The sequence below is a fragment of the Spirillospora sp. CA-128828 genome (genome assembly GCF_050945415.1).
In the GTDB taxonomy this organism is placed as follows: domain Bacteria; phylum Actinomycetota; class Actinomycetes; order Streptosporangiales; family Streptosporangiaceae; genus Spirillospora.
Map to the genome: position 1 here is coordinate 6,449,703 of NZ_CP191986.1, position 19,579 is coordinate 6,469,281.

The window sequence follows — 19,579 nt, forward strand, 5'->3', positions numbered from 1 at the left end:
AAACGTCTGTGTGACCCCCGAGGAGTGCGGCGATGCTACTGGGCAACTTCCTCATCGGACTGCGCGAGGGGCTTGAGGCCGCCCTGGTCGTGAGCATCCTGATCGCGTACCTGGTGAAGACCGGCAACCGCCGGGCCCTCCTCCCCGTCTGGACGGGGATCGGCATCGCCATCGTCCTCGCGTTCGCGTTCGGCATCGCGCTGACCGCCGCGTCGTCGGAGATGCAGTTCAAGACGCAGGAGCTGTTCGGCGGCGTGCTGTCGATCGTCGCGGTGGGGCTCGTCACCTGGATGGTCTTCTGGATGCGCAAGACCGCCCGGTTCATGAAGGCCGAACTGGAGGGCAGGCTGGAGGGCGCGCTGAACGTCGGGCCGCTCGCGCTCGCCGCCGTCGCCTTCCTCGCCGTCGGGCGCGAGGGCCTGGAGACCGCCCTGTTCCTGTGGACGAACATCTCCAACTCCTCCGAAGGGTCCACCCAGCCGATCGTCGGCGCGTTCCTCGGCCTCGCGGTCGCCGTCGCGCTCGGCTACCTGCTCTACCGGGGCGGCCTCAAGATCAACCTCAAGCGGTTCTTCACCTGGACGGGCGCCGCGCTCATCGTCGTCGCGGCGGGCGTCTTCGGCTACGGCTTCCACGACCTTCAGGAGGCCGAGGTCTTCCCGGGCCTGAACTCCGTCGCGCTGGAGCCGCACACGTTCTTCGCCAAGTTCGGCAGCGCGGGCGACTGGATGCAGACCGTCTTCCAGGGCGTCCTCAACGTCACCCCGCAGATCACCTGGCTGCAGCTGATCATGTGGGCGGCCTACCTGGTGCCGGTGATGTTCCTGTTCCTGCGCAAGCCGTCCACGCCCAAGCCCGCCCCCGCCAAGACCACCGAGCCTGCCGCCAGCTCGTCCTAGAGGTCGGGCAGCGGGTCGCGGGGGAGGCTGTCGCGGGCGAAGATCTCCGCGTCGGCCGCGTTGACGACCGGGACGTACTCGTCGTCCACCTCGAACACGGCGCCGGCGAACTCGAACGACGCGCCGCCGCCGGTCTCCACCGGCCCGATCCGGGTGCCGCGCGGGTAGCTGCCCCAGACGGTCTTCGGGGTGCTGCGGCTCAGCGAGCCGGTGGAGATCACCGCGACCTGGTCGTCGGTGACGACGAAGATGAATCCCGCACCGCCGCCGTAGGCCATCGCGGGGAAGATGTAGCGGATCTCTCCGTCGATCCCGAGGAACTCCCTGCAGCGCTCGCGGAGCGGGCGTGGCACCGGCATGGCTGGTGAGGCACCTCCCCCGGGCGTGACGTCGTCGGCCGTGACAATCATGCACCGGTTCGGCGGAGCGTGACCAGCCTCAGGCCGTCGCGAGCGCCGCGGTCGGCGGCAGCCGCGCCGCGCGCATCGCCGGGTACAGGCCCGCGACCGTCCCGATCGCCAGCGTGGCGGCGAGCGCGCCGCCGAGCGCCCACGGCGGCACGACCGGCGGCCAGCCCTTCCACAGCGCGAACCCGGTGGTCACCGCGGCGCCGAGCACGACCCCCGCCGCGCCGCCGAACGCCGACAGCAGCAGCGACTCGGCGAGGAACTGGACCCGGATCTGGCCGCGGGTCGCGCCCAGCGAGCGGCGCAGCCCGATCTCGCGGCGCCGCTCCAGCACCGAGATCACCATCGTGTTGGCGACGCCGACGCCGCCGACGAGCAGCGCGACGGCGCCGAGCCCGAGCAGCAGCCCGGTGAACGCCCCGGCCGCCGCGGCCCGCGCCTCCAGCGCGTCGGACGGACGGCTGACCTCGACCTCCTCGGGGCGCTCCGGGCTGACCGTCCGGGCGAGCACCTCCCGGACGTCGTCGACGGACGCGTCCGTGGACCGTTCGTAGATCGTCGTCGGATGCCCGTCGAAGCCGAGGTAGCGCTGCGCCGCGTCCCACCCGACGAGGGCGGAGCGGTCGATCTCCGGCGCCAGCTCGGCCGGCCGCAGGACGCCGAGGACGACGAACCAGCGGCCGCCGATCCACACCTGGCCGCCCGCCCGGTCCAGCCCGAGCCGCCGCGCGGCCTCCGAGCCGAGGACGACGCCGGGATAGCGTCCGGTACCTGCGTTGAGCCAGCTTCCGCTCGCCGGTGCGACGTCGAGCGTGCCGAGCAGCTCGGTCGTCGCGGCCTGCACGGCGATGCCCTGGGTGACCTCGTCCGGGATCTTGTCGGTGCGGCGCACGGTCGCCTCCACCGACCCGGTCGCGCCGACCGCCGTCACGGGCCCGATGCGGCGCACCATCTCCGGCGCCGTCTCGGGCAGCTCCGCCTTCTCGCCGAACAGCGTGTCGCCCGGCTTGGCGGTCAGCAGGTTGGTGCCGAGCCGGTCGAGCCGCCGCAGCAGGTCCTCCTTGCTGGACGACGAGATCCCGATGACGGCGACCATCGTGGCGATCCCGATCGCGATGCCGAGCGCCGACAGGACGACCCGCGCCGGGCGGGCCCGCAGCCCGCCGAGGCCGACGCGCAGGACGTCGTTCGCGCCGAGTCTCGCCGGCGCCAGCGCCGCCCTCATCGGCTGCCCACCTCCGCCCGCTCGTCGGCGACGACGAGGCCGTCCCGGACCCGGACCCGCCGCGGCGCACGCGCCGCGACCTCCAGGTCGTGCGTGATGATCGCGACGGTGGTGCCGGCGCGGTTCAGCTCGTCCAGCAGCGCGAGCACCTCGGCGCCCGCGGCGGAGTCGAGGTTGCCGGTCGGCTCGTCCGCGAGCAGCAGGTCCGGCTCCCCCACGACGGCCCGCGCGACCGCGACCCGCTGCTGCTCGCCGCCCGACAGCTGATGCGGCCGGTGCGTCGTCCGCTCCCCGAGCCCGACCCGATCGAGGGCGGCGCGTGCCCGCTCCCGCCGCTCCTTCAGGCCGGCGCCGCTGTAGAGCAGGCCGTCGGCGACGTTGTCGAGCGCGCTCACCCCCGCGGCGAGGTGGAACTGCTGGAAGACGAACCCGATGTGCCGCGCCCGCAGCGCTGACAGCTCCCGGTCGGTGAGGCCGGCGACCTCGTGCCCGGCGACCTGGACGCCGCCCTCGGTCGGACGGTCGAGCGTCCCGATCATGTGCAGCAGCGTGGACTTGCCGGACCCGGACGGCCCGACGATCGCGGCCAGCTCGCCCGGCGCGATCACCAGGTCGACGCCCCGCAGCGCCGCGACCCCGCCCGCGTATTCCTTGGTCACCCCGGACAGCTCGACGATGTTCGCGCCCTGGACGTCTGCTCCGAGTGCGTTCATTCGGCCGGCACCCCGACCTTCAGTCCCTCGCGCAGCCCGTTCCCGCTGATCTCGACCCGCCCGCCGCCGAACGCCCCGACCTCCACGGGAAGCAGGTGCCGCCCACTGACGTCCACGACCTCGACGCCGAAACCGCCCTCCCGCAGCGCCAGCAACGCCTCGACCGGCACCGACAGGACGTTCTCCCGCCGCTCGCTCTCCAGCTCGACGGTGACCGGCGCCTCGTCCAGCCGCCCCGTCTTGGCGTTCCCGAGCGAGATGTCGACGCCGACCGTGGTCTGCTTGTCCTGGCCCGACCCGGTGGTCTCGGCGACGCTGCCGACCTCGGAGATCGTCCCTTTGACGGTCGCGCCGCCGGGCAGCTCCACCGAGACCTTGGCGCCCTCCTTCGCGAGATCCTGCTTGTCGGCGTCCAGATCGACGTGCACGACACGCTTCGTCCCGGCGACCGTCAGGACGGGCTGCCCCTGTGCGGTCCGCTTCCCTTCCGGCGCCTTGACCTCCCGGACCCGGACGGCCCCGCCCAGGAAGACGACCTGGCTCGCGTCGACCATCCCGGTCTGGTCCAGACCTCGATCGTCCTGCCACTCCTTGACCGCGGTCTCGGTCGCCCCCGTGAACTCGTCGTCCACGGTCATGCCGCCGTAGCCGAGGGCCTTCAGATTCTCTTCGAGCTGCCGGACGTCCTTGCCGGAGTCACCGCTCCTGAGCGTCCGGTACATGGGGCTACCGCCGTACATGAGCGTGACCGGTTTACCCGCCACCTTCAGCAGCGTCCCGCCCCGCTTGACGGCCTGGCCCTCCTTCGGCGCCCAGGTCACAACTCCCGACGCGCCCGTCCACACTTCGCGGACGTCGTCGTAGGTCAGCTTCCCGTCCACCTCCTCGGTGTCCACGAGATCGCCCCGGCTCACGGCCACGGTGGTCAGCCGTGTCTCGTGCCCGGCTTCGGCCTCGCCTCCGTCCATCGTCCAGGCCAGCGCGCTTCCCCCGCCGGCCACCACCGCGACGGCGACGCCGCCCGCGACCACGACCCGCTTCACCGTCCGGCCCCGGGCAGGCTGCCCTTGCACGCCTCACGGGCCTTCTCGGCCTTGCTCCGATCGACGCGCTGCGTCGGGATGGTGATCTGCCCGTCCGGCCCCGGGTCCGGGATGTTCACCCCGTGCTCGCGCATGCACTGCGCGAACTTGACGTACTGGTCGCGCACCTTCGGGTCCTTCAGATCGGGCATCTTCCCGCCCGCCTGCAGCCACTGCTGGCACTTCTCCAGCGCCGCCTGCAGCTTCGTCCGGTCGCCGCCCTTCCCAAGCCGCAACGCCCTGCCCTCGCCGGTGCCGGGGTCGGGGACGTCCACCCCGTTCTCCCGCATGCACTGCGCGAACTTCAACTGAGCGTCCTCCGGCGAAACCGACCGACTCGCCGAAGCCGAAGCCGAAGCCTTCCCCGCCGCCCCACCAACACTGGCCACCCCACCCCCACCCCCGTCGTCCCCACACCCAGCCACCCCGAGCACGACCGTCAGCACAAGCACCGCGGTGGGCACACGAATCCCCATCTCATCCTCTCCGCCAAGGCGCCACACCCCGGCGAACAGCAATAAGACCCACCCGCGGGTTAAACCCGCATTAGTCGTGCCCCCTCCGACCGCACCGCCCGGCGGGGAAGACAAGATGACCGCTGTTCTGGCAGCTGGACTGTCGCACCCACCGCCCACACACAACGCGGATGAGGAATCGTCACAAGCGAGGGAAGACGGAGATCTTCGCAGGAGCTCGAGGCTGCCACCGTCGACCTCGCGTTACCTCGCGCAAGGAAAGCGCCGAGGGCCGACGCAAGTGGCCTCGTCAGCAACGTTGCGAGCTGAGCGGGATGATAGGCATACTGTCCGGCCGTTAAGGAGCGTGGCCCCCTTGGACTCAGCAGGAGGGGATACCCCCTTAACAACCGCTCGCACTCGCGGCCTGAACCGGCCAGTAAGAAAATCTTACCAATAGTTCGGGTGGCGAGGCCTCCATCGCCCTGCGTCGAGACCCATCTTCTTGCACCGATCGGTACAGGCGGCCTGCAGCCTCCGAGTACCATCGGACATCCCGATATCAGCTGCTCTCGCTAGGAGATCGAGATTGCATCCGCGTTGCTTGCTGGCCGGCACCGCCCACGATCTGCACACCAGGGACATCATCGCCCTCGTGGAGGAAATGGAAGAACTCGCTGGGCAGCAGTTCCGCTTCAGCGTTGGCCCAGCAGAACTTGATTCCTGGCGGCACAGCATCCCGACCGTCCTTGAAGTTCTCGTCTCAGCCGGGCTGGGACAAGTAATGGTACTTCTGGAGATGAGCACCCTCTCAAGCGACGCTCGAATCGACATGCTCCTGGTCGGGTCCCACCCTTCTTCTGCCAATGAACTTTCCTTGGTCGCGATCGAGAACAAACAGTGGTCACACGCGGGCGTCAACCCGCGGACCAACCTCATCGCACATCCTGGTGCCAGGCATGACGGCAGTCAGCACCCTGCCAAGCAGGTCTGGAACTACTGCAGGGCTCTAGAACGCAACCTTCCCATGCTCGGCGGCCGCTTCCACGCGGTGGTGAACCTTCACAACGCCAACACCGAGGACATCGCCGCCATCTTGCCTCCGCGCTACCCATTCCCCGCAGAAGTGAGAGAACGAGTAAGGACCTACGGCAAGGATAAGCACGCCAGGATAGAGTTCGCCCAGTTCCTGAGTCAGGTACTCAGCCCCGAGAATGCCCATGAACATGCACGAGACATCAACCATGCACATGTTCGTCCGACTGAGTCCCTAATGCGTGCAGTCGCACGAGCCGTAGCCGACCGCGAGATGTACGTCCTCCTCGACGAACAACAGGAGACAGCGGATCGTGTGATCAGAGCAGTGGATCAGGCGCTCACCGAAGATAATAAGCAGGTATTCATCATCAATGGCGGTCCAGGCACAGGCAAGAGTGTTCTAGCCTTGGAGTTGCTCGGCCGACTCAGCAGGCTGGGCTGCCCGACGGTCCACGCGTCGGGCAGTTCCGCCTTTGGCGTGAACCTGCGGGAGCACGTCGTTGGACAGCGGGGCAGCATAAATGAAATATTCACCTACTTCCACCACCACAGGAATCGCAAACCCAACGACCTGAATGTGTTGATCATCGATGAGGCACACCGGCTCCGCAAAGACTCCAATGTGAGATTCACGAAAGCAGAGTTCCGCAGCAACACCCCTCAGGTCTGGGAGTTGATCAGAGCTGCCCGCGTACCGGTCTTCCTCCTTGATCCCCACCAGGTGGTGGCGCGCAACGAAGTCGGCGCACCCGAACTCATCAGACAGGCGGCACTGGATCGCGGAGTAGCCCCAGACAATATTCATGAAATCACTTTGGGACGCCAATTCCGGCACAGCACCTGTCCAGGGTACGTTGACTGGATAGAAGACCTGCTCGGCTACGGTCCCGCACCGCGGCCCTGGAGAAGCGGAGGCGAGTTCCGATTGCTCTTGGCCGATTCTCCTCAACAAATGGAAGACTATCTGAGAGCCAAGATCGCACTCGGATATACTGCACGCATGGTAGCGGGTTTCTGTTGGAAATGGACGAAAGAACCGCTTGCCGGCGGGTGGTTGGCAACCGACATCGAAATCGGGACTTGGAAGCGCCCCTGGAACGCAAACAAGGGAAACGTTAAACTCAACATACCCAGCCGCAATATGTGGCCGACCGATCCCAGTGGGTTCGAGCAGATTGGCTGCATCTACACGGCCCAGAACTTCGACTGGGACCACGCGGGCGTGATCATGGGACCCGACTACACGTGGCGGAATGACCGGTGGACATCCATCCGCAATTTCGATATATGGACACAGAGCAGGAGAAGACATCAGCTCATCCGCAACATTTATCGTGTCCTGGCGACAAGAGGTAAGTTGGGCACTGTTCTCTACTCAACCGATGACGAAACGCAAGGAAAGCTAGCCTCACTTGGCATCCCTCCAGTCCAGCCAATCCTGGCGGATATACTCAGACGACACCCTCACGTCGCGAACTCAATTGCCCACTCAAAGGAGCCTCCACCGATTCAGGAGACCATATTCTGAAGATTGGCACCGAGAAATGAGGTCTTTGAGTTCACGATCGAGGCGATATCAGCACTTCCCTCATCGGCACGGCCAGGCCATAGGCGACAGAACCATCAGCACCGGCGGATATCAGGTGATGACGTGGACATCGAAGAGTTGCAGGAAGAGTTGCGGCGGTTCGCGCATGAGCGAGACTGGGAGCAGTTCCACACGCCCAAGAACCTGGCAATGGCCCTGGCCGGGGAGATCGGGGAATTGCTGGCACTACTACAATGGAAAACACCACAAGAATCTGCTTCCATCATGAATGACCCCGAGGAGAGCGCAGCCATCCGAGACGAAATGGCTGACGTGTTTTCCTACCTTTTGCGATTGGCGGACGTCCTGGACATCGACCTCCCGTCAGCAGTCAACGCTAAAATCCAAGAAAATCAGAGTCGCTACCCTGTATCCAAGTCACGCGGTAATGCGCTCAAATATTCTGCAATACGGGAAGAATAATTCGAAGCAGGGTCCGACTTCTCAGGGCACCTGTTCATGAAAGTTGCGCAAAGACCACGCGCGACATTTTGGGCCTACCCGCTTTGCGTGGAGCCTGACGCGCATTAGGTGAGGTCCAGGCGTCGGCGAACGACTCGGCTTGGTGGATGTGGAAGGACGGGAGCGGCACGTCGATGCCCGGATTGGCCTGAGGATCGTGGCCGCGCCACCTGCCCGGGCACATCCGAGTGCGCGGGTGAGGCGCGGTCGTGCCCGACTGGATCGAGCGGCGTGCCTCGTCGGACGCGTTTATGAAGATCGTCCGGTGGGCAACGGGCGGCGGGTGGACCGGCGGGCCTTCTTGGCTGGTTGATAAAGATTGTTCGCAAAATGTGGGGTCGCGACGCAATGCGTGATGCGGTCGGTCGGTGATAATCCGGGCGTGGCCTCTCAAAGCGCGCTGCCGGTGAACGAGGACTTCCGGCTGGTCGAAGCGCTTCAGGCGCAGCGGCCGGGGGCGGTCGGCCTTGTCTACAACGTCTATGGAGCGGAGCTCGCCGAATACGCGCAGGAGCTGCTCGGCGATCACGAGCGGGCGGTGGAGGCCGTCCAGGAGGCGCTGCTCTCGCTGCGGGACGCGGACGCGCTCGACGCCGGGACGTTCCGGGACCGGCTGTACGAACTGGTGCGCGACCGGTGCCGGACGGCGCCCCCGTGTGGACCGCTCGTGGTGATCGGCGGCGCGGCGGCCGCGGTCGCGCTGACCGGCGGCATGCTCGTCCTGTTCGAGTCGACGGACTTGGAGCCGAAGCCGTCGGCCGCCCCGCCGGTCGCGATGACCACGCCCGCGTCGCCCTCCCCCACGGCCACCCCGACGCCGTCTCCCCCGAAGAAGGAGGAGAAGAAACCCGAACCGAAGCCGGAGAAGGCCGCGCCCGAGAAGACGCACAAGGTGCCGGACGGGCCCGGGCAGCTCTCGGTGGACGACGAGGGCTGTCAAGGAGTGCGGGCCGTCGGGCTGCCGGCCCGGTGCTACATCCGGCTGACCGCCATCGGCGGGCCGGTGAAGTGGTCGGTGTCGTCGGTGCAGGACAGAGCCGGACGCGTCAGCGCCGACGGAGGCGGGACCCTCACCGGAGGGCGGTCGGAGTCGGTGCCGGTGACCGTGCATCCAACGGTGCTGTGTTTCATCGCCGGCCGGGGCCGCGGGACGGTCTCATTCGAGCCGGGAGGCACCGCGACCGTGTCGTTCACCTGCCGACACCACTAGCCCTTATCGGGGTGTAGTCGATGATCTTGCCGCGTGCCTGCTCAGCGGGGTCGTACCAGGTCTGAGGAGCCGATTCGGGAGCCACTCCCCTAGGCTGACTTGCTGCTCTCGTCCTTGAAGATGGCATTCATCTTCTCGGCGCCCGTGGTGATCACGGGTCGGAGTTCGTGCCGGTAGACGGTCTGTGTGGTGCGGGTGTCAGAGTGTCCGACGAGGTCGCTAATCTTCTCCAAGGCGACGCCGTGGTCACTCATGATGGACACGAACGTGTGCCGCAACTCCCGCGGCACCCAGGTGGAACCGATGCCGGCCGCCGCCGTGAGCTGCTGGAAGCGGCGTAGGACGTCGTCACTGCTGTATGGGGTGCCGTCCTCTCTGCAGAAGACGAGGTTGTGCCCCTGCCACGCGTCACCTGCGGCGAGCTTCTCGGCGGCTTGCCGCTTGCGGTGTGCCGTGAGCGCGTCAACGGCCATGTCCGCCACGGCGATGCCCCGGCGGCTCTTCTTGGTCTTGGTGTCACCTCCCTCCCGGTCGGAGCGGAGGACATAGACGACCTTCTCTTTGAGATCCACGTCCGCCCACGTGAGCGCCCGGAGTTCCTCCGTGCGGAGCCCCGAAACGATCGCGAGGATGACGTATGCGCCGAGTCGGTGCTGTGGCCCCTGTGCTTCGCGGAGAAGCTTGGTCGCCTCGTCCAAGGAGAGGGAGCGCGAACGCCTCCCGGGGTGCTTGCCCTGCGGCGTGTCGACCAGTAGGGCAACGTTCCGTGCCACCTTGTCACGTCGTTCCGCGAGGCGGATCGACCGTCTGAGGAGACCGTGGACGATCTTGAGTGTCTGCGTGGTCATCCTCTCGGCGCACTCGTCAAGCCACCTCTCGACGTCGTCCGCCGTGAGGTCTGTGAGCTTGGCCTTCCCGATTCTGCCGATGATGTGGTGATCGGCGAGGCCGCGATAGGTGTCCATGGTCGCCTCGCTCTTGCCTTGCTTGGCGAGGTGAACGAGCAGGGCGTTCACGGCCTTCTCTACCGTGTGGTCCCGTTCTTCCTTGACGCCCTTCTCAAGGTCTTCCACGGCCTTGATGAGCTTGTCTTTGACTTGTGCTTTCGTCCGTCCCTTCCTCTTGAGTCGCTTGCGCTTGCCGTCCGGGCCGAACCCGAGCGAGATGGCGCCGGTGTACCCGTCGCCCTCTTCGTAAATCGACCCTTCGTACTTGCCGACCAGGATCTTTGCCAACGGATCCCTCCTCGTTTCGATCGAGGTCACCACCGACAATAACTCAAGACGTCCCAAGACGTCCCTAGGTTGGGAGGTCCGTCTACGGATGCTGTGTCCGGACGGACCTCCCGCACGTGTCAGCGCGTCGCGTCTTCGAGGGAGGGCTCTTCCAGGGAGGTGACGAACTCGGCGAGGTGCCGGTCAGTGACGCGGCGCAACTTGCCGATTTTGATGCTGCGGAGTTGGCCGGTGCGAATCAGGAAGTAGACCTTGTCCCGTCCGATGTTGAGGATCTCGGCCGCCTGTTCGACGGTGTACGCCTGCAAGGGACACCACCTCCTCTCACCCGGGATCGTCCCGGGGTCGTGCGTGGATGCGGGTTGATGATCATCTCCTTGGCTACGGGGAGTGCCCGTCTCCGTCTCGTCTCATGGACGTCTCCGCCGCCCATACGTGCAGACGCGCACGCGAGACGAGACGCTGAGACGATTACCGGGCGTGATCGGACGCCTTGTAGCGGCCTCGTCCGACCTGGACGGCGCGGCCGGTCCTCACCAGCTCGGCGAGGCGCCGGTAGAGGGTAGGGCGGCTCAGTTGCGTGATCATCAGAAGGTGGGCGATCGGAAGCCCCTCGTCGGGCGCGCCGTCCAGGGCTTCCCTGAGCGCCGTCTCTGCAGGGTCCTCACGGGACGGTATGACGTGTACGGACGGCACGGAGACAGGCATGCGCGCCTCGTCCAGTGCACGCCGAGAGACCTCGTCCAGCGACGGACGGGCGGATGAGTGCCGCTGGGCCGTCTCTGCCACGGTGGCGTCAGTGAGGAGGTAGGCGCGGCCTCGTCGTGGTGTGTCGTGTTCGGGTGCGGAGAGCAGGAACTTGCCGGGCGCGTTGAGGATGTGGGCGTGCCATCCGGCGCTGAGCATCCCTTGCCCAAGGATGAGATCGACGTCCTTGCGTTCCCGCACGCGGAAGCTCACGCGGACGTCCATCTGAGACCGGACGGCACCCTTGCCCATGGCTTTCTGTGTGGGCCGCTGAGTGGCCGCGATCAGCGTTACGGCGACGGCACGCCCCCGCCGCGCGATCGAGTCCGTGTCGCCGGCGGCATCGGGAGCGTCGTCGGCGAGTTCGGCGTACTCGTCCACGACGATGACGAGTGCAGGAAGGTCCGGAGTCGGATCCCACACGCGCCGTCCGTTGGCAGTGAGCCATTCGGCGCGCGCCTCCAGAACGGTGACGGCGTCGCGCAGCATGGCGCGAGCTTGTTCGGGTGTGGTGGCGAGTCGATCGATACAGGACGCCCACGGCTGGAGTTCCATACCGCGCTTGAGGTCGATAGCCCAGATGACCACGTCCTGACACGCGCTGAGGTTCCCCATCAGGACATTGATTCCGCCGCTCTTGCCCGAACCGGCCACACCTCCGAAGAGTCCGTGACGTCGCAGCAGCAGAACGCGTGCGCCGGTCGCGTCCTCGAACGGGCCCAGGTCGATCGGCTCTGTTATGGACGAGACGGACGGTCCAGGCCATGGGATGGCGTCGGCGTGCGGGTCGGTGTCCAGTACCCGCAGTTCGAATCGGTTAGCCTTGTCGTCGCGTGTCGGTGCGACACGTACAGCGCCCCGGAACGTCCCGAGAGCCGACTCGATCGCCGGAACTTTGGCGATGACGTCTTGAATCGTCTGGCCGCGTGCCAGGGCGAATCGTGCGCGCCATCCCCACACGTCCACCACCGCGGATTGTGCGCGTGATCCAGCGAGGCCGACGTCTTTCGCGATGTCCGGCCATGCGGCTATCTGACGATCGACGCGTACTTTGGCGCGCCGTCTCCGGTGTGCCCACCACGGCAAGGCGAGCGCAAGCCCGCCGCCGACGAGAACGAGAGGAAGCGGCCGGAACGTGACTCCCAACGCGGTAGCGGCCGAGAGCCACCCACCGGTACCCGTGGCAACGGCGGCGGCATATGCCCGCTCGATCCGCAGGACAAGCCCGACCCGTCCGCCGAACACGGTGAGAGCCCATGCGGCCACCGTGGCCAGAGCCAAAAGCCACGGCCACCATTCCGAGTGGGTTAGGTGCATGAGCGCGCCCCCAAGGGTGAGCGCGGCCACCAGGTAGACCGGTGCCAGCTCGGACCGGTATCGCCACATGGCCCGCGCGAGGAGGACGCCGGCGACGTCCGGGAACGGCCCCTCACTGTCGATGATCACCATGGGCTGGAGCCCATTGCGGCGCATCTTGTGGGCATGCCGCCGCATCTGACGCGTCCTGCTCATGAGCGCCCCCAGAAGTCCGGGGGAAGGTGCCCTTGCGCACGAAGCTCGTCCCGCAGGTAGTACAACGGATCCGGTTCGGCCTCCCGCTCGGCCTTGAGGGTGGCGCGTCCAGCGGCCACCAGATTCGCGCGGTCGCGCCGCACCTTCGACAGCACGGACGCAAGTCGGGCGATCTCGGAGACGAGCGCGGGGACATCGGCGAGCGCGGCGTAGAGGCGAAGCCACAAGTCCTCAATGGACGGCATCGCGGCGGACAGATTCGAGACGATTTCACGCGCGGCGAGGTTGCGCGTACGGACCTCCTGAACGTTGACCTTCACGTGCGGTGTATCAGGCACCAGGGCATCCCTCCCTTCAGTCAGGGGACGTCAGTGCTGAGAAAGGGACTGGACGAGAACGGACACCAGTCGCCGGATTTCCGGCGCGGCACTGGTCGCGGCGAGGAAGAACCCGAACAGCAGACACACCGCGATGTGCCAGCCACGAAGCCCCATGTACCGCCACGCGACCCACACCACCGCGCCAAGAATCGCCACCAGGGGAACCGAGACGTTCACAGGCTCACCCCCTTCACAGCCACAGGTCCGGGTACCGCGAACCGCGCCCGCGCCGGAGCCACCGGGCGCGGGCGCGGCACTTGCGGCACCGCCGGTTACCGGGCTCCACACGCGCGCCGCACACGCAGGCGTGGCCGGTGATGACGCGAGGCATGTGCCGCATGCTCACCGCCCCGCCGGAACGCGGTCCGGGAGGTCGTCACCCGTCCGGGTGCTGAGCAGACGGCGGGAGGCCGTACCGGCGCGGGACGAGGCGGCGCGCCCCCGTGCCACCCGTCGCTCTTCGGCGTGGATACCGATGACGAGCATGGCGAAGATGCCGCAGGTGGAGCCGGCGAGGAACACAGCGAGAATGGAGGCCAGGACGAGGATCATGTGCGATCACTCCTCTCGTAAGGCCCGTGTCCGGCGGGGGCGGTTTCGGGCGGTCGGTGGCTTACGAGAAAGAGAGTGCGCTTGACCTGGGGGACGAGATCACTACATGACTGGACGTGTTCATGACGTCCTCATAGGGTTGACCGCGTCCTAGGACGTCCCGGATCTCGGACGGGTGCATGCCAAACGAACGTCTACGCGCAGCCCTGCTGGAGCAGGGCCTGACTATCGCCACGCTCGCCGAAGCGATCGACGTGGACCCCAAAACGGTAGAACGGTGGATCACCAAAGACCGCACCCCCTACCGGCGGCACCGCTACGCAGTGGCTTCGCGCTTGGGCGTAGATGAGACGTTCCTTTGGCCGGACGCTCTCTCCAACGAGCAAGTCACGGCAGCGTCCAGCAGCGAACTGGTGACGATCTACCCTCACCGCACGTCCGTCCCAAGGGACGCATGGGGACGTCTCTTCGCTACAGCCAAAGACGAGATCGGCGTGCTGGTCTACTCCGGCCTGTTCCTCTCCGAAGACGCAGGCATTCACCGCACGTTCGCCGAGAAAGCGGAGGCGGGTGTGCGCGTCCGCATCCTCCTAGGCGATCCCGATAGCTCACAAGTAGCCGAACGCGGCACAGACGAGGGCGTAGACGACGCCATGGCCGCAAAGATCCGCAACGCCCTCGTTCTCTACAAGAACCTACGCAAACGAGACGGCGTAGAGTTCCGCCTTCACCGCACGGTCCTCTACAACTCCATCTACCGCGCCGATGACCAACTGCTCGTCAACACCCACGTCTACGGCGTCACAGCCGCACACGCCCCCGTCTGGCACCTGCGCCGCATAGCCGGCGGAGATTTGGTCAACACCTACCTAGAGAGCTTCGAACGCGTCTGGGACGGTGCCACACCGATACCGGGGGACTGAAGCATGGGCCGCAGAATCGATTACTACGACGACCCCAACGCACCCCAGGCCAACAGCCTCGTCCCATCCGTCAACGTCGTCGTCGAGAACGACAACGGCGAGATCCTCATGATACGCCGCACTGACAACGACAACTGGGCCCTCCCCGGCGGAGCCATCGACCTCGGCGAGTCTGTAACCCAAGCCGCCATACGCGAAACTAAAGAAGAAACCGGTATAGAGATAGAGATCACCGGCCTAGTGGGCATCTACAGTGACCCCAAACACGTAATCCAATACACCAGCAACGACGAGGTCCGTCAAGAGTTCTCGATTCTACTCACGGCACGTCTAATGGCCGGCGAACGCCGCACAAGCGACGAGTCTAGTGAAGTTCTTTGGGTTCCCGCCAACAAGGCCACAAATCGACAGATGGACCGATCAATGAGCCTCCGCATCGGCCACTACCTAGAGAATCGCCAACACCCAGTCGTTAACTAATCGCCTATCAATTTCGCAGAGTACTGTCATGAGCTTGAGTGTGTGGTTGGCCAGCATTCCCGGCGTATCAGTGGGCGGCATTATCGCATATGCGAATCAGCGGCGCCTACAAAGTTCGGAGAGAACTTGGGCAAGGCGAGCAGATATCTACATGGAACTAGTCGATCACCTGGGTAGACACAACCGTGAAATGTGGCAGCGCCTGTACGATCGCTCGCCCCCTTCATCCCCATTTCCTGCAGCCCTCTCAAATGAAACAGAGATCGTGCGAAGGGCTGAAATTCTTGCTTCCGACTCCGTACAGATGGCTTTGAATGAACTGTTGACGGAAATAATAAATTGGCGCGAACGTGACATTAGGCGCCTTGAAAGTGAACCAAGGAGATTCTTGGGCGAGTCGCCACTCTTTGGCGAAAGGTGGCATACTCCTCAAGACGATTTCATTGCAAAAGGCGAGTCGGTTGACGATAAATACGACTCCCTGTGCAGCGCCATTCGAATGGAACTGAGAAAGGGTTTGCTTCGACGGCGATGAACTTCATTCACGCGACACACTAGACATCCAAGCATGCGAGAAGCGTCTCCTGCTGCACGTCGAGGACAGCTTGGATTAGGTAAGGCTGGGCACGATTGATGAACCGGGTCACTAGGTGAACGGGGCCGTAACGGTTGCGGATTTCCGCGAGGCGAGCCTCTACCGTGACCTGGGCACCATCTGGGGTTGTGGTCATGTCGCAGTAGGTCAGGGCGCGGGCCAGCCCGGGGTTGGCGGGAGGGAACTCACTGGCAAGGCTCTCGTCTAGACCTCGCTCTCTCGCCTCGATGATCGCGCAGGAATGACCAGCAACGAGACGGCATAGGTGGTCGTCGGCGTGGTGGATGTCACGGAGATAGCGGGCGCCGTCTAGGGGGTGGAAGCCGGTATTGACGAGGTCGGGGGCGTAGCCGATGTCGTGAAGCCATGCGGCGGCCTCTAGGAGGTCGGCGTTGTCGCCCAGGACGGGAGCAAGTGTGCGGGCTTGGCGGGCTACTCCTTGGGTGTGTGCCCAGCGGCGCGGGAGCGGGGTCTCCAGGTGCTTGCGCGCGAGGGCGAGGGCCCATGCTGCGGTGTTTTTCTTCATGAGGTCGACGCTACGGGGGCGAACGTGGACGTCCACGGGCATGTGTGGCTCATCTGGGGACGTCTTGACGGACGTAGCGTCCCTTGCCATGGACGCAGGTGACCAGGCCAGCGGTTTCAAGATCGATGAGGGCCGCGCGGGCGGTGAATCGGGACACGCCATGGCGGCGGGCAAGTTGCGCCTCGCTGGGGAGTGCGTCCCCCGGTTGGTAGCGTCCGATCTCGATCTGGTGGCGTAGATTCGCGGCGACATGCTCGGAACGCGTACGCGGTTGCGTAGCCGAGTCGCGGACGAAGCGTCCTACGCCGGTACGGACGGTGATGAGTCCTTCGGCATGTAGGGCGGAGAGGGCCCGCCGTATGGTGTTGCGGGCAACGCTGAACTCGGCGCAAAGCGCGGCTTCCCCAGGTATGCGGCTACCAGGAGGGTAGGTGCCATTGGTGATGCGCTGACGCAGGGCGTCAGTGATCTTAAGGTAGGCACCCCATTCCGTTCGGCGGGCCATGTCAGAACGTATCTTTAATTTTCTGCGCGGACCCGAAACGAATTATGAGCCTGACTGAAATCTTGTCCACAATTCCTTCTAATTGCAAACCACGTGCATACATTAATGGCCTTTCATTGTTGCAGAGTCAAGCGTGCGTTCTGAGCCCCCGGCGCTGGTTCGCAGGGGTCGGCAGCGATGCGCCGGGGCCCGGCTCAACCCTTGTTGACGCAGGCCCCGTTTTCCCCTGAACGGTGTCCCACCGGGTGCGTATTGAGCCTTGGATTCTCCTGGACGGCCCTTGAAACGTGTGGCGCTTGGGGCCGCGGAGTGACTTTGACGCCAGGGTTGAGTTGGTTGCCGCCCGCCCTGCGGGGACTGGGGAACCCACCAAGCCGGGGGAACCGACGGGGAGACTCCGCAGGGCGGGGGCCGTCTATGGGGTTGCCGCTGGCGCGGTCGGCCTGTCCACGTGTGGCAAAGGTCCGACTACCGGGCGGCCCGCCGCCCGCGCGGCGGACAGCATGAACGCGTAATCGATGGCGATGCGCGCCCAAACGATCTTGCCCTCCCCCAGGCTGCACCATCCCCAGCCACCGGACGCGAACGCCTGAACGATGATCAGCCCACGCCCACACTCGGCACCGTCACGCGGCGATTGCAGCTCGGGGCGCCCGGGGTGCCCGTCCCACACGCACAGCTCTACCCCTGCGTCGATCCGGCACACCCAAGCCCGGATCTCCTCGCCTTCACAGAGCCTTGCGGCGTTTCCCGCAAGCTCACTCATGATCTGACAGGCGTCGCTCGCATACGCCGCCAGCCCCCACCCGTCGAGAGCCTCACGCACCAGAGAGCGGGTCAGATACACGCTGTCGGGGCACGCTTTCGTCAACGTCTGCGAACGCAGATGCGTCGATTTGTCCATTAGGGCTGTTGTGGTCATCGGGGTTGGCCTCTCGCGGGGGCTGTGTCTCGTCGCTGTGCGTGTTGAGCTTTCCGTCCGGAGTGGGACCTCTCCATCGGCATCTAGGGACGTCTAGGGACGTCTTCTGTTAGCGTCGCTTGTGCGTCGTTGTCGCTTGCATCCGCGGGAGGTCCGGTGAACGACTTGTTGAGGCGTGCCCTTGCCGACGCGAACCTGACCGAAGCCGGCGTTGCCGCGCGGCTGGGCGTGGACCCGAAGACCGTCCACCGATGGATCGCCGGACGTGTCCCCTACCCGCGCCACCGGACGAGGGTCGCCGCACTGGTCGGACGCGACGAGGTCGACCTATGGCCGCACGTCGCCGTGACGAGCACACCGGTAGAGGCGCCGGTGATTGAGATCCTTACGACTTACCCGCACCGCTGGGCGGTGCCTCGTACGGTCTGGCACCAGCTCTTCCAAGCCGCGCGGGACGAGATCGGCATCCTGGCCTACGCGGGGCTCTTCCTCGCCGAAGACACGGGCATCATGCGCACGCTCGCCCAGCGAGCACGTGAAGGCGTTCGCGTGCGGATCCTGCTCGGCGACCCGGACGGAACGTGCGTAGCTGAGCGCGGCAGCGACGAGGGCGTGGGCGAATCCATGGCCGCGAAGATCCGCAATGCGCTCGTCCACTACCGGGCTCTACAGGACGTGGACAACGTTGACGTCCGGCTACATGACACGGTGCTCTACAACTCGATCTACCGCGCCGACGGCGAGTTACTGATCAACCCGCATGCCTACGGCATCGCTGCATCCCACGCCCCCGTCCTCCACCTACGCAGGGCTGAAGACGGCAACATGGCGAGCATGTACCTGGAAAGCCTTGAACGCGTATGGTCCGGCGCGTCCCCCATGGCCTAGAACGTATCCCGTGATCTAGCGCACGGAATTTAGCGCCCGGGACCTTGTGCAGACTTTCTGCACGTCTCAAGGCCGCCCTAGAACCGGGCCGCACGCGCCGCCGACTCGGCGCTTGGCCCTCCGCCTCTGCTTGGGCGCCAGGCTACGGGACCCGGCCGACGCCGGTCGGGCAGGCGCGAAGACAAGCAGGAGTCACGGGGCCGCACGAAGACGAAGACCAGCCACGAAGCCGAGTTGACCGCGCCCGTGCCGCTGGCCGGTTTGAACAGCCCGCCGCGGGATCGGACCTCGGGCTAGTTGCCGCGCTCGGCTTCGGCGTTCGGGTCGACCTCGCCGCGTTCAATCCGGCGGGCCACGTCCATGTCCGCTACCGTGGTCACGACCATCTGGTAAATAGCGGTCAGCATCCAGTCGATACGGAGGTAGTCGACCTCGCCGTCGCGCTCGTACGGCACGGATTCATACCAGCCAAACGTGGGCCGCAATTCCACCTCATGACCCTCAACCGGGCGCGGGAACTCGACGCGCACCAGGACATCACCAGCCTCCACTCGGCCCGTCGCCGCCCCGTAGTGCTTCACCACCGGCTCGGGCGTGATGCCGACGGGCCCGAGGTCGAACGCCGCGTACTCGACCACGTTGAGCAGCCGGTGCTTGTCGACGTTGGAGAGTTGCTGGAGCACCGCCAGCGGGTGCAGCCGGTCGGCCGGCGCCTTGAACGGCTGGGCGCGCTCAATGGCGTCCATGGTGGGCTTTGCGTACCAGTCTTTCTTCCGGTTAGCCCACTTGATGAAATCGGCCTCACGGTCGTACAGCGGGAACGCGACGCCTCGCGGGTCCGTCTCGCGAATGCCGCCGTCGACGGCGGCCCAGGTGGAATAGTCGAGTGCGGCGCGGAGGTTGTGGATGACGTCGCCGAGTAGAGCACTGAACGCCAGGGGAAGCGGCGCAGGGGTTTTGGTCACCACCCATTCAACCCACACCAGTGGGTTGGTTTCGTCGCCGCGTGCGTTGTCGCGGCGCTCGTATTGGGGTTCCTCGCGGCCCTCGCGGAGTTCCGCTTGCATGGCCTGGAGTTGCTCCAGCAAGTCGGCCGCCCGGGTAACTTTGGCAATGATGCCGTCGCCGTACTCGTCCTTCGTCACCCGATGGACGCTAGCTGCCGCGAGGGCCCGGAACCGCAGGATTCGGAGTATTCGGCAAACACGGGCGTATGTCGGGCGGGGCGTCCTAGC

The 19,579-nt window shown here is 65.7% G+C and carries 24 protein-coding genes; 8 read left to right on the forward strand and 16 right to left on the reverse strand.

All coding sequences use genetic code 11. From position 1 onward, the window contains the following. The first annotated feature begins 32 nt into the window (after window positions 1-32). Entirely contained in the window at window positions 33-899 is an 867-nt protein-coding gene (gene efeU / locus ACQPXG_RS31120; protein ID WP_433462693.1) for an iron uptake transporter permease EfeU, read from the forward strand. Here the strand turns inward: efeU and ACQPXG_RS31125 are convergent. The 5 genes from ACQPXG_RS31125 to ACQPXG_RS31145 form a co-directional block, all read right to left on the reverse strand. After that, entirely contained in the window at window positions 896-1,258 is a 363-nt protein-coding gene (locus ACQPXG_RS31125; protein WP_433462694.1) for a hypothetical protein, read from the reverse strand. The genes efeU and ACQPXG_RS31125 overlap by 4 nt on opposite strands. Window positions 1,259-1,337: 79 nt before the next feature. After that, window positions 1,338-2,531 (reverse strand): ABC transporter permease, encoded by a 1,194-nt coding sequence (locus ACQPXG_RS31130; RefSeq protein WP_433462695.1) that lies wholly within the window; start codon window positions 2,529-2,531, stop codon window positions 1,338-1,340. Continuing rightward, window positions 2,528-3,244 (reverse strand): ABC transporter ATP-binding protein, encoded by a 717-nt coding sequence (locus tag ACQPXG_RS31135; RefSeq protein ID WP_433462696.1) that lies wholly within the window; start codon window positions 3,242-3,244, stop codon window positions 2,528-2,530. Before ACQPXG_RS31135 ends, ACQPXG_RS31130 begins: the two co-directional genes overlap by 4 nt. After that, on the reverse strand, window positions 3,241-4,317 hold the full coding sequence (locus ACQPXG_RS31140; protein WP_433462697.1) for a peptidoglycan-binding protein: 1,077 nt from the start codon (window positions 4,315-4,317) through the stop codon (window positions 3,241-3,243). The genes ACQPXG_RS31135 and ACQPXG_RS31140 overlap by 4 nt, the downstream gene beginning before the upstream one ends. Then, window positions 4,284-4,634, reverse strand: a complete 351-nt coding sequence (locus ACQPXG_RS31145; RefSeq protein WP_433462698.1) for a hypothetical protein — start codon at window positions 4,632-4,634, stop codon at window positions 4,284-4,286. The genes ACQPXG_RS31140 and ACQPXG_RS31145 overlap by 34 nt, the downstream gene beginning before the upstream one ends. Before the next feature lie 751 nt (window positions 4,635-5,385). On the opposite strand from ACQPXG_RS31145, the gene ACQPXG_RS31150 reads away from it, so the two are divergent. The 3 genes from ACQPXG_RS31150 to ACQPXG_RS31160 all read left to right on the forward strand — a co-directional run bounded on the left by ACQPXG_RS31150 (window position 5,386) and on the right by ACQPXG_RS31160 (window position 9,079). After that, entirely contained in the window at window positions 5,386-7,347 is a 1,962-nt protein-coding gene (locus ACQPXG_RS31150) for a DUF2075 domain-containing protein (RefSeq protein ID WP_433462699.1), read from the forward strand. A gap of 123 nt (window positions 7,348-7,470) precedes the next feature. Further along, window positions 7,471-7,830, forward strand: coding sequence for a nucleotide pyrophosphohydrolase (locus tag ACQPXG_RS31155; protein ID WP_433462700.1), 360 nt, complete (start codon window positions 7,471-7,473; stop codon window positions 7,828-7,830). A gap of 421 nt (window positions 7,831-8,251) precedes the next feature. Continuing rightward, a complete protein-coding gene (locus tag ACQPXG_RS31160; protein WP_433462701.1) occupies window positions 8,252-9,079 on the forward strand; it encodes a hypothetical protein in 828 nt (275 codons plus the stop codon). Window positions 9,080-9,168: 89 nt separating this feature from the next. Here ACQPXG_RS31160 and ACQPXG_RS31165 read toward each other — a convergent pair whose 3' ends face one another. From ACQPXG_RS31165 to ACQPXG_RS31195, 7 genes are all read right to left on the reverse strand, one after another. After that, complete coding sequence (locus ACQPXG_RS31165) at window positions 9,169-10,314, reverse strand: tyrosine-type recombinase/integrase (protein ID WP_433462702.1); 1,146 nt, start codon at window positions 10,312-10,314, stop codon at window positions 9,169-9,171. 119 nt (window positions 10,315-10,433) lie between these two features. Continuing rightward, a complete protein-coding gene (locus ACQPXG_RS31170) occupies window positions 10,434-10,622 on the reverse strand; it encodes a helix-turn-helix domain-containing protein (RefSeq protein WP_433462703.1) in 189 nt (62 codons plus the stop codon). A gap of 163 nt (window positions 10,623-10,785) precedes the next feature. Continuing rightward, window positions 10,786-12,510: an FtsK/SpoIIIE domain-containing protein gene (locus ACQPXG_RS31175; protein WP_433462704.1), complete on the reverse strand. Its 1,725-nt coding sequence runs from the start codon at window positions 12,508-12,510 to the stop codon at window positions 10,786-10,788. 59 nt (window positions 12,511-12,569) lie between these two features. Then, complete coding sequence (locus tag ACQPXG_RS31180) at window positions 12,570-12,911, reverse strand: hypothetical protein (RefSeq protein ID WP_433462705.1); 342 nt, start codon at window positions 12,909-12,911, stop codon at window positions 12,570-12,572. Between the two features lie 30 nt (window positions 12,912-12,941). Then, entirely contained in the window at window positions 12,942-13,130 is a 189-nt protein-coding gene (locus ACQPXG_RS31185) for a hypothetical protein (protein ID WP_433462706.1), read from the reverse strand. A gap of 13 nt (window positions 13,131-13,143) precedes the next feature. Continuing rightward, window positions 13,144-13,284 (reverse strand): hypothetical protein, encoded by a 141-nt coding sequence (locus ACQPXG_RS31190; RefSeq protein WP_433462707.1) that lies wholly within the window; start codon window positions 13,282-13,284, stop codon window positions 13,144-13,146. An 11-nt stretch (window positions 13,285-13,295) separates the two neighbouring features. Then, window positions 13,296-13,505, reverse strand: a complete 210-nt coding sequence (locus tag ACQPXG_RS31195) for a hypothetical protein (RefSeq protein ID WP_433462708.1) — start codon at window positions 13,503-13,505, stop codon at window positions 13,296-13,298. 179 nt (window positions 13,506-13,684) lie between these two features. Between ACQPXG_RS31195 and ACQPXG_RS31200 the strand changes: the two genes are divergently transcribed. Genes ACQPXG_RS31200 through ACQPXG_RS31210 form a run of 3 tightly spaced genes read left to right on the forward strand, consistent with a single transcriptional unit; the run spans window position 13,685 to window position 15,443 of the window. Next, complete coding sequence (locus ACQPXG_RS31200) at window positions 13,685-14,428, forward strand: XRE family transcriptional regulator (RefSeq protein WP_433462709.1); 744 nt, start codon at window positions 13,685-13,687, stop codon at window positions 14,426-14,428. A 3-nt stretch (window positions 14,429-14,431) separates the two neighbouring features. Next, entirely contained in the window at window positions 14,432-14,908 is a 477-nt protein-coding gene (locus tag ACQPXG_RS31205; protein ID WP_433462710.1) for an NUDIX domain-containing protein, read from the forward strand. A 28-nt stretch (window positions 14,909-14,936) separates the two neighbouring features. Next, window positions 14,937-15,443: a hypothetical protein gene (locus ACQPXG_RS31210; RefSeq protein ID WP_433462711.1), complete on the forward strand. Its 507-nt coding sequence runs from the start codon at window positions 14,937-14,939 to the stop codon at window positions 15,441-15,443. A 19-nt stretch (window positions 15,444-15,462) separates the two neighbouring features. On the opposite strand, the gene ACQPXG_RS31215 is transcribed toward ACQPXG_RS31210, so the two are convergent. The 3 genes from ACQPXG_RS31215 to ACQPXG_RS31225 all read right to left on the reverse strand — a co-directional run bounded on the left by ACQPXG_RS31215 (window position 15,463) and on the right by ACQPXG_RS31225 (window position 17,438). After that, window positions 15,463-16,029, reverse strand: coding sequence for an HD domain-containing protein (locus ACQPXG_RS31215; protein ID WP_433462712.1), 567 nt, complete (start codon window positions 16,027-16,029; stop codon window positions 15,463-15,465). Between the two features lie 49 nt (window positions 16,030-16,078). Beyond that, on the reverse strand, window positions 16,079-16,534 hold the full coding sequence (locus ACQPXG_RS31220; RefSeq protein ID WP_433462713.1) for a GntR family transcriptional regulator: 456 nt from the start codon (window positions 16,532-16,534) through the stop codon (window positions 16,079-16,081). A 415-nt stretch (window positions 16,535-16,949) separates the two neighbouring features. Continuing rightward, the gene (locus ACQPXG_RS31225) at window positions 16,950-17,438 is read right to left on the reverse strand and encodes an ATP-binding protein (protein WP_433462714.1); all 489 of its coding nucleotides are present in this window, start codon (window positions 17,436-17,438) and stop codon (window positions 16,950-16,952) included. Window positions 17,439-17,612: 174 nt separating this feature from the next. Between ACQPXG_RS31225 and ACQPXG_RS31230 the strand changes: the two genes are divergently transcribed. Further along, the gene (locus ACQPXG_RS31230) at window positions 17,613-18,344 is read left to right on the forward strand and encodes an XRE family transcriptional regulator (RefSeq protein ID WP_433462715.1); all 732 of its coding nucleotides are present in this window, start codon (window positions 17,613-17,615) and stop codon (window positions 18,342-18,344) included. Between the two features lie 293 nt (window positions 18,345-18,637). On the opposite strand, the gene ACQPXG_RS31235 is transcribed toward ACQPXG_RS31230, so the two are convergent. Further along, the gene (locus ACQPXG_RS31235) at window positions 18,638-19,489 is read right to left on the reverse strand and encodes a hypothetical protein (protein ID WP_433462716.1); all 852 of its coding nucleotides are present in this window, start codon (window positions 19,487-19,489) and stop codon (window positions 18,638-18,640) included. Window positions 19,490-19,579: the final 90 nt, after the last annotated feature.

Bases quoted from the DNA above. Each gene is read 5' to 3' on its own strand.
- ACQPXG_RS31135 (WP_433462696.1), bottom strand. From the start codon at position 3,244: ATGAACGCACTCGGAGCAGACGTCCAGGGCGCGAACATCGTCGAGCTG.
- ACQPXG_RS31210 (WP_433462711.1), top strand. From the start codon at position 14,937: ATGAGCTTGAGTGTGTGGTTGGCCAGCATTCCCGGCGTATCAGTGGGC.
- ACQPXG_RS31130 (WP_433462695.1), bottom strand. From the start codon at position 2,531: ATGAGGGCGGCGCTGGCGCCGGCGAGACTCGGCGCGAACGACGTCCTG.
- ACQPXG_RS31220 (WP_433462713.1), bottom strand. From the start codon at position 16,534: ATGGCCCGCCGAACGGAATGGGGTGCCTACCTTAAGATCACTGACGCC.
- efeU (WP_433462693.1), top strand. From the start codon at position 33: ATGCTACTGGGCAACTTCCTCATCGGACTGCGCGAGGGGCTTGAGGCC.
- ACQPXG_RS31205 (WP_433462710.1), top strand. From the start codon at position 14,432: ATGGGCCGCAGAATCGATTACTACGACGACCCCAACGCACCCCAGGCC.
- ACQPXG_RS31195 (WP_433462708.1), bottom strand. From the start codon at position 13,505: ATGATCCTCGTCCTGGCCTCCATTCTCGCTGTGTTCCTCGCCGGCTCC.
- ACQPXG_RS31200 (WP_433462709.1), top strand. From the start codon at position 13,685: ATGCCAAACGAACGTCTACGCGCAGCCCTGCTGGAGCAGGGCCTGACT.
- ACQPXG_RS31225 (WP_433462714.1), bottom strand. From the start codon at position 17,438: ATGGACAAATCGACGCATCTGCGTTCGCAGACGTTGACGAAAGCGTGC.
- ACQPXG_RS31175 (WP_433462704.1), bottom strand. From the start codon at position 12,510: ATGGTGATCATCGACAGTGAGGGGCCGTTCCCGGACGTCGCCGGCGTC.
- ACQPXG_RS31125 (WP_433462694.1), bottom strand. From the start codon at position 1,258: ATGCCGGTGCCACGCCCGCTCCGCGAGCGCTGCAGGGAGTTCCTCGGG.
- ACQPXG_RS31190 (WP_433462707.1), bottom strand. From the start codon at position 13,284: ATGCCTCGCGTCATCACCGGCCACGCCTGCGTGTGCGGCGCGCGTGTG.
- ACQPXG_RS31215 (WP_433462712.1), bottom strand. From the start codon at position 16,029: ATGAAGAAAAACACCGCAGCATGGGCCCTCGCCCTCGCGCGCAAGCAC.